At 76.7% G+C, this 11,188-nt stretch carries 8 protein-coding genes; 6 read left to right on the forward strand and 2 right to left on the reverse strand.

Going from position 1 to position 11,188, the window contains the following annotated elements; genetic code table 11:
- Nucleotides 1-61 precede the first annotated feature (61 nt).
- The 5 genes from IE219_RS02825 to sucD all read left to right on the forward strand — a co-directional run bounded on the left by IE219_RS02825 (nt 62) and on the right by sucD (nt 7,257).
- Nucleotides 62-1,219, forward strand: a complete 1,158-nt coding sequence (locus tag IE219_RS02825) for an ATP-binding protein (RefSeq protein ID WP_189974837.1) — start codon at nt 62-64, stop codon at nt 1,217-1,219.
- Nucleotides 1,216-3,597, forward strand: a complete 2,382-nt coding sequence (locus IE219_RS02830) for a DUF5682 family protein (RefSeq protein ID WP_189974838.1) — start codon at nt 1,216-1,218, stop codon at nt 3,595-3,597. The genes IE219_RS02825 and IE219_RS02830 overlap by 4 nt, the downstream gene beginning before the upstream one ends.
- Nucleotides 3,594-4,757 (forward strand): VWA domain-containing protein, encoded by a 1,164-nt coding sequence (locus IE219_RS02835; RefSeq protein ID WP_189974839.1) that lies wholly within the window; start codon nt 3,594-3,596, stop codon nt 4,755-4,757. The genes IE219_RS02830 and IE219_RS02835 overlap by 4 nt, the downstream gene beginning before the upstream one ends.
- A 415-nt stretch (nt 4,758-5,172) precedes the next feature.
- Nucleotides 5,173-6,351 (forward strand): ADP-forming succinate--CoA ligase subunit beta, encoded by a 1,179-nt coding sequence (gene sucC / locus IE219_RS02840; protein ID WP_189974840.1) that lies wholly within the window; start codon nt 5,173-5,175, stop codon nt 6,349-6,351.
- Between the two features lie 21 nt (nt 6,352-6,372).
- The gene (sucD, locus tag IE219_RS02845) at nt 6,373-7,257 is read left to right on the forward strand and encodes a succinate--CoA ligase subunit alpha (RefSeq protein WP_189974841.1); all 885 of its coding nucleotides are present in this window, start codon (nt 6,373-6,375) and stop codon (nt 7,255-7,257) included.
- Nucleotides 7,258-7,350: 93 nt separating this feature from the next.
- On the opposite strand, the gene IE219_RS02850 is transcribed toward sucD, so the two are convergent.
- Complete coding sequence (locus tag IE219_RS02850) at nt 7,351-8,607, reverse strand: helix-turn-helix domain-containing protein (protein ID WP_189974842.1); 1,257 nt, start codon at nt 8,605-8,607, stop codon at nt 7,351-7,353.
- 119 nt (nt 8,608-8,726) lie between these two features.
- Between IE219_RS02850 and IE219_RS02855 the strand changes: the two genes are divergently transcribed.
- The gene (locus tag IE219_RS02855; RefSeq protein ID WP_189974843.1) at nt 8,727-10,274 is read left to right on the forward strand and encodes a cell division protein PerM; all 1,548 of its coding nucleotides are present in this window, start codon (nt 8,727-8,729) and stop codon (nt 10,272-10,274) included.
- 15 nt (nt 10,275-10,289) lie between these two features.
- Here the strand turns inward: IE219_RS02855 and IE219_RS02860 are convergent, their stop codons facing one another.
- Entirely contained in the window at nt 10,290-11,063 is a 774-nt protein-coding gene (locus IE219_RS02860) for a hypothetical protein (protein ID WP_189974844.1), read from the reverse strand.
- Between the last annotated feature and the right edge of the window lie 125 nt (nt 11,064-11,188).

Consider the following 11,188-nt stretch of genomic DNA (forward strand, 5'->3'; position numbering starts at 1 on the left):
TTGTCAGTGGGGTGGTGCACGGTGGATCGGACAGCAGGTCGAACGATCTGGAGGGGGATCCATGACCGTTTCCGAGACCATCGCGGAGCCCGGCGCCGGTGTTGTGACGGACACCGGCCCGGGCGGGCTCCGCCCCGCCGCGGAAGTCCTGCGGCCCCACGCCGAGGACGCCTTCGCCCACGAGCTCGCGGCGCTCGCCGCCGCCGACGACCGCCCCCGGCCCGCCCGCTGGCGCCTCTCGCCCCGGGCCGTCGCCACCTACCTCCTCGGCGGCACGCTCCCCGACGGGACCGTGATCACGCCCAAGTACGTCGGTCCCCGGCGCATCGTCGAGGTCGCCGTCACCACGCTCGCCACCGACCGGGCCCTGCTCCTGCTCGGCGTCCCCGGCACCGCCAAGACCTGGCTCTCCGAGCACCTGGCGGCGGCCGTCAGCGGCGACTCCACGCTGCTCGTCCAGGGCACCGCGGGCACCGGGGAGGAGGCCGTCCGGTACGGGTGGAACTACGCGCGGCTGCTCGCCGAGGGCCCCGGCCGTGCCGCCCTCGTGCCCAGCCCCGTGCTGCGCGCCATGGAGCGGGGCGCGACCGCCCGGGTCGAGGAGCTGACCCGGATGCCCGCCGACGTGCAGGACGCGCTCATCACGATCCTGTCCGAGAAGACCCTGCCCGTCCCCGAACTGGCCGAGGAGGTCCAGGCGGTCCCCGGCTTCAACCTGATCGCCACCGCCAACGACCGCGACCGGGGCGTCAACGAGCTGTCCAGCGCGCTCCGGCGCCGCTTCAACACCGTCGTGCTGCCGCTGCCGGCCACCGCCGAGGACGAGGTCGCCATCGTCGCCCGCCGGGTGGACCAGCTCGGCCGCTCCCTCGAACTCCCCGCCGTGCCCGACGGGGTGGCCGAGATCCGACGGGTCGTCACCGTCTTCCGCGAACTCCGCGACGGCGTCACCGCCGACGGCCGCACCCGCCTCAAGTCCCCCTCGGGGACGCTCTCCACCGCCGAGGCGATCTCCGTCGTCACCGGCGGCCTGGCGCTCGCCGCCCACTTCGGCGACGGCGTGCTCCGCCCCTCGGACACGGCCGCCGGGATCCTCGGCGCCGTCGTCCGCGACCCCGCCCACGACCGGGTCGTCTGGCAGGAGTACCTGGAGACCGTGGTCCGCGGGCGCGACGGCTGGCAGGACTTCTACCGGGCCTGCCGCGAGGTGGGCCCGTGACCGCGCCGCCCGCCCGCGCACCCCTGCTGCTCGGGGTCCGCCACCACGGGCCCGGCTCCGCGCGCGCCGTGCGCGCCGCCCTGGCCGCGGCCCGGCCCGCCGCCGTCCTCGTCGAGGGCCCCGCCGAGGCCGACGCGCTGGCCGGCCTCGCCGCCGACCCGGACATGCGGCCCCCGGTCGCCCTCCTCGCCCACGCCGCCGACGACCCCGGCCGGGCCGCGTTCTGGCCCTTCGCCGCCTTCTCGCCGGAGTGGACCGCCCTGCGCTGGGCGCTCGACGTGGGCGTCCCGGTCCGGTTCGCGGACCTGCCCGCCGCCCACACCCTCGCCGCCGACCCCACCTGGGGCGACGGCGACGAGGACGCCGACGACGCCGCCCCCGCCCCCGACCCGCTCGCCGAACTCGCCCGCGCCGCCGGGCACGAGGACCCCGAGCGGTGGTGGGAGGACGCGGTCGAACTCCGCGAGGGCGGGGGCGCCGACCCGCTCGCCCCCTTCGAGGCCCTGGCGGAGGCGATGACCGTCCTGCGCGAGCGGCACGGGTCCGCCGTCCGGCCGCGCGACCTCGTCCGCGAGGCGCACATGCGGCTCCGGCTGCGGGCCGCCCGCAAGGAGTTCGGCGACCGGATCGTCGTCGTCTGCGGCGCCTGGCACGTGCCCGCGCTCGCCCTGCGCACCACCGTCGCCGCCGACCGGGCCCTCCTCAAGGGCCTGCCCAAGGTGCGGACCGAGCTGACCTGGGTGCCCTGGACGCACCGCAGGCTCGCCCGCCGCTCCGGTTACGGCGCCGGGATCACCGCCCCCGGCTGGTACGGGCACCTCTTCGCCGCCCCCGACCGGCCCGTCGAGCGCTGGATGACCCGGGCCGCCGGGCTCCTCAGGGAGGCCGACCACCCCGTCTCCACCGCCCACGTCATCGAGGCCGTCCGCCTCGCCGAGGGCCTCGCCGCCCTGCGCGGCCGCCCCCGGCCCGGCCTCGACGAGACCACCGACGCCGTCCGGGCCGTCCTCTGCGGGGGCTCCGACGTGTCCCTCGGCCTGGTCCGGGACCGGCTCGTCATCGGGGACGACCTCGGGGAGGTGCCGGCCGGCGCGCCCGCCGTCCCGCTCCAGCGCGACCTGACCCGCCTCCAGAAGAGCCTGCGCCTCAAGCCCGAGGCGGACGGCCGCGACCTCGACCTCGACCTGCGCGGCGGGACCGACGCGGCCCGCAGCCGGCTCCTGCACCGGCTGCGGCTCCTCGGCGTCGACTGGGGCGAGCCCGCCCCCGGCCGGTCCGGCACCGGCACCTTCCGGGAGGGCTGGCGGCTCTCCTGGCAGCCCGAACTGCACGTCAGGGTCGCGGAGGCGGGCGTCTGGGGCACCACCGTCGAGTCCGCCGCCACCGCCCGCGCCGCCTTTCTGGCCCGTACCGCCGACACCCTCCGGGAGGTCACGGACCTCGCCGAGCGGTGCCTGCTCGCCGGGCTCGGCGACGCGCTCCCCGCCGTCCTCGGGGCCCTCGCCGACCGGGCCGCGCTCGACACCGACGCGGCCCGCCTGGCCGACGCGCTCCCGGCCCTGGCCCGCGCCCTGCGGTACGGGGACGTGCGCGGCACCGACACGGCGGCGCTCGCCGGGGTCGCCCTCGGCGTCGCGGAGCGGATCTGCGTCGGCCTGCCGGCCGCCTGCGCCGGTCTCGCCCCGGCCGCCGCCGAGGCGATGCGCGACCGCCTGGACGCGGTCCACACGGCGATCGCCCTCCTCCCGGACCCGAAACCGGACCCCGGAACGGAACCGGACCCGAAACCCGGCTCAGGGTCCGACCCGGGACCCGGCCCAGGACCCGGCCCGGCACCGGACCCGCCGTCGGAGGCGGACGCCGTTCCCGGTCCCGGGCTCCTCTCCGACCGCTGGGCGGGGACGCTGCGGCGGCTCGCCGGCGGGGAGCGGGTGGCCGGGGTGGTCCGGGGCCGGGCGGCGCGGACGCTCTTCGACGGGGGCCTGGCCGGGACCCGGGAGACGGGCCGGACCATGGGGCTCGCGCTCTCGCCCGCCGTGCCGCCCGCCGAGGCCGCCGCCTGGATCGACGGCTTCGCGGGCGGGGCCGGCGGCGGGCTGCCGCTCGTCCACGACGAGCGGCTGTTCGCCCTGCTGGACGCCTGGCTCGGAGCCGTACCCGACGAGGTGTTCCCGGCCGTGCTGCCGCTGCTGCGGCGCACCTTCGGCGGATACGACCCCGGGGTGCGGCGGGCCCTCGGGGAGCTCGCCGCGCGGGGGCCGGGGGCCGCCGTCCCGGCCGCCGCCGCGCCCGGCTTCGCCGCCGAGCCCGACGCGGCGCGCGCCGACGCCGTCCTGCCCCTGCTCCGCCTCGTCCTCGGACCGGAGGTCCCCGCATGAGCCCCACGACCGACGAGCGGCTGCGCCGCTGGCGCCTGGTCCTCGGCACCGGCGACCCGGAGCTGTCCGGCGCCGACGCGGCCATGGACGCCGCCCTCGCCGCGCTCTACGACGACCGGGGCGGCGAGCGGGACGGCGGCCGGACCGGCGGTACGGGCCGGGGCACGGCGCGGGCCGGGGGGCTCGGCGGGTCCGCGCCCTCGGTCGCCCGCTGGCTCGGCGACATCCGCGCCTGCTTCCCCACCTCCGTCGTGCAGGTCATGCAGCGCGACGCCGTCGACCGGCTCGGGCTCGCCCCGCTGCTCCTGGAGCCGGAGCTGCTGGCCGCCGCCGAGCCCGACGTGCACCTCGTCGGCACCCTCCTGTCGCTGGCCGAGGCGCTGCCGGAGACCACCCGGCGGACCGCGCGGGCCGTGGTCCGCAAGGTCGTCGCGGAGCTGGAGGCGAAGCTCGCGGACCGCACCAGGACGGTCCTCGGCGGCGCCCTCGACCGCACGGCCAGGACCGCCCGCCCCCGGCACCGGGACATCGACTGGGACCGCACCCTGCGGGCCAACCTCGGCACCTACCTGCCCGAGCACCGCACGGTCGTCCCCGAGCGGCTGGTCGGCCGTGCCCGCTCCGCGCGGGCGGTCCGCAAGGAGGTGGTGCTCTGCGTCGACCAGTCCGGCTCGATGGCCGCGTCCGTCGTCTACGCGGCGGTCTTCGGCGCCGTCCTCGCCTCGCTGCGGACGGTCGAGACCCGGCTCGTCGTCTTCGACACCTCGGTCGTGGACCTGACCGGAGAGCTGGCCGACCCGGTGGACGTCCTCCTCGGCACCCGGCTCGGCGGCGGCACCGACATCGGCCGGGCGCTCGCCCACTGCCAGGCGCGGATCACCCGCCCCGCCGACACGGTCCTCGTCCTGATCAGCGACCTGTACGACGGCGGCGTCCGGAGCGAGCCGGTGCGGCGGATCGCGGCGATGCGGGCGGCCGGGGTGGAGTGCGTGGTCCTGTCGGCGCTCTCCGACGAGGGCGCCCCGGCGCACGACCGGGAGCGGGCGGCGGAGCTGGCGGCGCTCGGCGTGCCCGTCTTCGCCTGCACCCCCGACCTCTTCCCGGAGGTGATGGCCGCCGCCCTGGAGAAGCGCCCCCTGCCGGTCCCCGAGACGCCGTGACCCGGTCCCCGGCCGGTCGCGCGCGGCCGCGGAATCCGTCGCGGGGCCGCCACCCGGACGGGCGCTTCCGGCCCGACTGAGGCCCATATCACACGGGTGGCGGCATGGCCCTCACCCCGCGTCGCGGTGTGGCGCGAGGAGCGCGCACCCCTTACCCCGCCTGCCCGGGAAGGAGCGGGGGAGGGGGCTTTGGAGTCCACGGAAAGCCCCGCGTCCCCTACGTTCTGTGACCCGTATCACCGCTCTCCGGTCACCCGCGATTTAGGGTCCCACGGCCTGCGGGGATAACCTGCGAGACGGACATGCCGCGTCCACGGACACCGTGTACGCCCTCCTGGTGACAGCGCCGTCACGTTGCCCTCCGCGGCACGCCCACGCAGACAACGAACCGCGATCATCTAGAAAAGGGACGCGCGTGGACCTGTTCGAGTACCAGGCGAGGGACCTCTTCGCCAAGCACGGTGTACCGGTGCTGGCCGGTGAAGTCATCGACACGCCTGAGGCGGCGCGCGAGGCCACCGAGCGTCTTGGCGGCAAGTCGGTCGTCAAGGCCCAGGTGAAGGTCGGCGGCCGCGGCAAGGCCGGCGGCGTCAAGCTCGCCGCCACCCCGGACGAGGCCGTCGCCCGCGCGACGGACATCCTGGGCATGGACATCAAGGGCCACACGGTCCACAAGGTGATGATCGCCGAGCTGTCCCCGGAGATCGAGGCGGAGTACTACGTCTCGTACCTCCTCGACCGCACCAACCGCACCTTCCTGGCCATGGCCTCGGTGCAGGGCGGCATGGACATCGAGGAGGTCGCGGAGAAGACCCCCGAGGCCCTCGCGAAGGTCCCGGTCAACGCCAACGACGGCGTCACCATCGAGAAGGCCCGCGAGATCGTCGCCCAGGCGAAGTTCCCGGCCGAGGTCGCCGAGGGCGTCGCCGAGGTCCTGGTCACCCTGTGGGACACCTTCGTCGCCGAGGACGCCCTCCTCGTCGAGGTCAACCCGCTGGTGAAGACCAAGGACGGCCGCATCCTGGCCCTCGACGGCAAGGTCTCGCTCGACGAGAACGCCGACTTCCGCCAGCCGGAGCACGAGGCCCTGGAGGACAAGGCCGCGGCCAACCCGCTGGAGGCCGCCGCCAAGGCCAAGGGCCTCAACTACGTCAAGCTCGACGGCGAGGTCGGCATCATCGGCAACGGCGCCGGCCTGGTCATGTCGACCCTGGACGTCGTCGCGTACGCCGGTGAGAACCACGGCGGCGTGAAGCCGGCCAACTTCCTCGACATCGGCGGCGGCGCCTCCGCCGAGGTCATGGCGAACGGCCTGGAGATCATCCTCGGCGACGCGGACGTCAAGTCCGTCTTCGTCAACGTCTTCGGCGGCATCACCGCCTGCGACGAGGTCGCCAACGGCATCGTGCAGGCCCTGGAGCTCCTCGCCTCGAAGGGCGAAGAGGTCACCAAGCCGCTGGTCGTGCGCCTCGACGGCAACAACGCGGAGCTGGGTCGCAAGATCCTGTCGGACGCCAACCACCCGCTCGTGCAGCGCGTGGACACCATGGACGGCGCGGCCGACAAGGCCGCCGAGCTCGCGGCCGCGAAGTAAGGGAAGAGGGAAAGAACAGCCATGGCTATCTTCCTCAACAAGGACAGCAAGGTCATCGTCCAGGGCATGACCGGTGCCACGGGCATGAAGCACACCAAGCTCATGCTGGGTGACGGCACCAACATCGTCGGCGGCGTGAACCCGCGCAAGGCCGGCACCGTCGTCGACTTCGACGGCACCGAGGTCCCCGTCTTCGGCACCGTCGCCGAGGCCATGAAGGAGACCGGCGCCAACGTCTCGGTCCTCTTCGTGCCGCCGGCCTTCGCGAAGGCCGCCGTGGTCGAGGCGATCGACGCCGAGATCCCGCTCGCCGTCGTCATCACCGAGGGCATCGCCGTCCACGACTCGGCCGCGTTCTACGCGTACGCCGTGGCGCAGGGCAACAAGACCCGCCTCATCGGCCCGAACTGCCCCGGCCTCATCACCCCGGGCCAGTCCAACGCCGGCATCATCCCGGGCGACATCACGAAGCCGGGCCGCATCGGCCTGGTCTCGAAGTCCGGCACGCTGACGTACCAGATGATGTACGAGCTCCGCGACATCGGCTTCTCCTCCGCCGTCGGCATCGGTGGCGACCCGGTCATCGGCACCACGCACATCGACGCCCTCGCGGCCTTCGAGGCGGACCCCGACACCGACCTGATCGTCATGATCGGCGAGATCGGCGGCGACGCCGAGGAGCGCGCGGCCGACTACATCAAGGCCAACGTCACCAAGCCGGTCGTCGGCTACGTCGCGGGCTTCACCGCGCCCGAGGGCAAGACCATGGGCCACGCCGGCGCCATCGTCTCCGGCTCCTCCGGCACCGCCCAGGCGAAGAAGGAGGCCCTGGAGGCCGCCGGTGTGAAGGTCGGCAAGACCCCCACCGAGACCGCCAAGCTGGCGCGCGCGATCCTCGCGGGCTGACACGGCACAGCAGGACCGTAGGCGAGTGGGCCCCGCCCTCCCGGAAGACCGGGAGGCGGGGCCCACTCGCGTGTGCCGGACAGGGCCTAGGCCCTAGCCGGTGAAGGGCAGCAGCCGTTCGGGGCCGGGGTTCGGTTCGGTGCGGAGGCGGTCGCGCAGCTTCGTGTCCTGCGTGCCGAGCTTCTGCGGGCCGCCGCGCACCGGGACGCCGTTCACGATCTGGCCGGGGGCGACGTCCGGGATGTAGCGGGTCGGCGCGGTCAGCGCGGTCAGGGCGGTGACGCAGGCCAGGACGGCGGTGACGCCGACGACCACCCGGGTGGTGCGCCGGAGCCGCCGGTCGCTGCCGGTGCGGACGGTGCGGGCCGCCGGGAGGGCCGCCGCCGGGGTCTCCGCGACGAGCGCGCCCAGCCGTTCCCGGAGCGCGTCGGGGTCGGCGAGCTCGGGCATCCGGCGGCCGATCTCGTCGTGCGCGTACATCAGCCGGTTGGCGGCGGCGGGGGTGCTCGCCTCGGTCTCGGCGGCGGTCTCGGGCAGGTCGAGCCCGAGCCCGTCGTAGAGCAGGACGGTGCGGCGGTACGGCGCCGGCAGGTCGAGGAGCGTGCCGAGCAGGGTCCGGGGGCCGGTCTCGGAGGGCGGGGCGTCGGGGTGCCGGTGGGCGCGGCGCAGCCGGTGCCAGGGGGAGAGGGCGTACTCGTACGCCGCCGCCCGCACCCAGCCGACCGGGTCGGCGTCCACGGCCACCTCGGGCCAGTGCTGCCAGGCGGTCCGGAAGGCGTGCTCGACGGCCTCGGCGGAGAGCGCGCGGCGGCCGGTGAGCAGGTGGGTCTGGTGGACGAGCCCGGGGGCGGCGTGCCCGTAGAGCGCGTCGAACGCCTCCTCGGGGGTGAGCCCGGCCGGCCCGGGACCGGCGGTCTCGGACACGGCGGCCTCGGGTGCGGCGGTGTCGGGCACGGTGGTCCCGGGAGGGGCCCCGGAGGACTCCTCCGCGCGTTTCAGGCGTTCCCCGGAGCGGGCCGGGGAGCCCGGGGCCCCGGCGGCGGTGCCCCGCCCGGCCGCCTTGGGCCGCACGTTCGCGGCGGGCGGCGCGGACGGCTTGCGCTCCTGGGGAGCGGCGGGCCCGGCCGGGGCGCCGTCCAGCAGCCGGACGTACGCCTCCCGCTTGCGGCCCCGGGGGGCCGAGCGGCCGGTCTCCCACGCCTTGACCGTGGCCTTCGTGACGCCCACGGCCTCGGCGACCTGCTCCTCGCTCAGGGCGAGCGCCTCGCGCAGCCGCCGCCGTTCCTTGGGCGTCGGCAGCGCGGTCGCGGTGGAGGGGGGCGCGGTGCCCCCCCGGCTCGGCTGGCTCATCGGCGTCGACCTCCCGCGGAGCAACTCTGGCCGGAAAAGTACATAAACGTATATTGAGCGACACAGCGGATGTTTGCCTGTTACGCCGCGAAAGCGCGTGTCGTTGGCAGCATGGCCCCGTGACCCACCTGACCGAGCACTCCCTCGTCCGGCGCGGCACCTCCGCGGCCTTCGTGACCGCCTGCGTCCGGGGCGGGCTCGCCGCCGGACTCGGCGCCGGAGCGCTCGCGGTCCTGGTGGTCGTCGCCTGGATCAGCTCCCCCTTCCCCGACGGCGACGCGGGCGGGGCCCTCCATCTGGCCGCCGGGCTGTGGCTGCTGGCCCACGGGGTGGACCTGGTCCGCACCGACGCCCTCGGCGGGGTCCCCGCCCCGCTCGGGCTCGCCCCGCTGCTGCTGGCCTGGCCGCCGCTGTGGCTGGTCTTCCGGGCCGTGCGCGGCACCCTCGCGCCCGCCGACGAGACCCGCCCCCGGCCCTCCCCGGCGGGCGCGCTCGGCGCCGTCTCCGGCGGCTACCTGCTGGTCGCGGCCGTGATCGTGGTCTACAGCGAGAGCGGCCCGTTCCCCGCCGACCTGGTCACGGCGGGCCTGTGGCTGCCGGGTGCGGTGCTCGGCGCGGCCGGGGCCGGGGTGTGGGCGGCGCTGGGCCGGCCCCTGCCGGGCCGGGAGGAGGCCGCCGCCGCGCTGCGCGGCGCCGCGAGCGGCCTGGTGGCGCTGTCGGCCGGTGGGGCGGTGCTGGCGGGGACGGCGCTGGTGTGGCGGGCGGGCGCCGCGCGGGCCGCCTTCGACGGGATCGCGGGGGAGTGGTCCGGTCGGGTGGCGCTGGGGCTGCTGCTCCTCGCGCTGCTGCCGAACGCGGCGGTGTGGGCGGCGGCGTACGGCCTCGGGCCCGGTTTCGCGCTCGGCACGGGCGTCCTGGCGACCCCGCTGGGCCTCGCCGGGGACCCGGCCCTGCCGCCGTTCCCGCTGCTCGCGGCGGTGCCGCCGGAGGGGCGGGGCGGCTGGCCGCAGTGGGCCGCGCTGGCGGTGCCGCTGCTGGCCGCGGTGCTGCTGGGGCGCGCGGTGGGCCGGGAGACCGGCACCGGACCGGCGCGCGGGACGGCGCTCGCGGCACTCGGCGCGGCGGGGGCGTACGCCGTCGGGGTCGCGGTCCTGGCGGGCGCCGCGGCGGGCCCGCTGGGCTCGGGCCGGCTGCGCGCCTTCGGCCCGGTGTGGTGGCAGGCGGGCGGGGCGGCGGCCGTCTGGGCCCTGCTCCTCGGCCTGCCGACGGCCCTGGCGGTACGGGCCTGGGGCCGCCGCGTACCCCGCCCGAAGGAGCCGAAGAGGCCGAAGGAGCCGGAGCACCCGAAGGGCCCGGAGGCCGCCGGGCACGCGGAGGAAACGGCCCCGTCCGGCGCCCGGTCCGCCCGGCTCCCCGCCCTCTTCCGGAGGCCCTTCCTCCGGTCGCCCTTCCTCCGGCTCCCCTTCCGGCGGAGGGCCGCGCAGGGCGGGCCCGTCCCCGAGGAGGTCCGGGCCCCCGTCCCCGTACGCCCCGCCTCGCCCCGGGGGCCGGACCCCCTGGACGTGGCGCTGGGCCTGGACGACGAGGGCTACGAGCCGTACGACTACCTCCCGGCCTCCTGGGAGAGCGGCCCGGGCGCCCCCGGCGGCGCCCCGAAGCCCGGCTGACCGGCTGAGGCTTTGCTACTCGCGCACCCCGAAGCCCGTCCGCAGCGGCTTGGGCAGCAGGTCGTTGCAGGCCAGCTCGCCCGCGTGCGTGAGGGCGTCGTCCCGGCACTCGTAGAAGTCCCGGTAGACGAGCTGCATGGTGAAGCCGAAGCCCACGATCAGCAGGGCGACGGTGGCGGAGACCAGGCCGCCGATGGCCGCGGTCCGCATCGAGCGGGCCGGACTGGGGGCGGCCGGCCGTCCCGAGGGCTGGGACGGGGGCTGTGATTCCCGCGACATTCCGGCGGCCGCCTCCGGGGCCCCCGGCGTCCCCGTCTCCTTCGGCTTCGACCGCAGCGCGCTGACCGCCCAGTAGACGGAGAGCGCGCCGAGCAGCAGGGCAAGCTGCGGCAGGTCGAAGATCGCGAAGAAGAAGGCCCACATGCCGCCGAGGACGGCGTACCGGGCCCGCCGCTGGGCCGGGTCGGTCGGGTCCCAGCGCAGCCCCGGCCGCTCGGGCCCGGGTCCGGCGGGGCCGCCGCCCTGGCCGCCGCTCCGGCGCTCGGGGCCGCCGCCGAAGCCGTCCGACGAACGGCCCGGCTGGCGCGGGCTCCAGCGCCCGTCCGCGGAGCCGGTGACGGGCGACGAGGGATCGCCGGAGCCGTCCCCGGAGCCGTCGGCGGCGTGGTCGTCCCGCCCCCGCGGACCGTCCGGCCGCTGCGGCTGGCGCGGCTGCCACGGCTGGTCGGGCTGGCCCTCGGGCGGCGGCGCGAACGGGTTGTTGTCGTTCGTGGACTGGCGATCCGGCATCTGCTGGACGTCTTCCCTCTGTCGTCGTGACCGTCGTCGCACCGGGAGGCGTCACCGGCGTCGGACCCTGACGCTACCCCCCTGCTCCGCCCCCGTCCCGTGGGGGCCGTCCCGTGTGCCGGTAT

The organism is Streptomyces termitum (assembly GCF_014650175.1).
Lineage (GTDB): Bacteria > Actinomycetota > Actinomycetes > Streptomycetales > Streptomycetaceae > Streptomyces > Streptomyces termitum.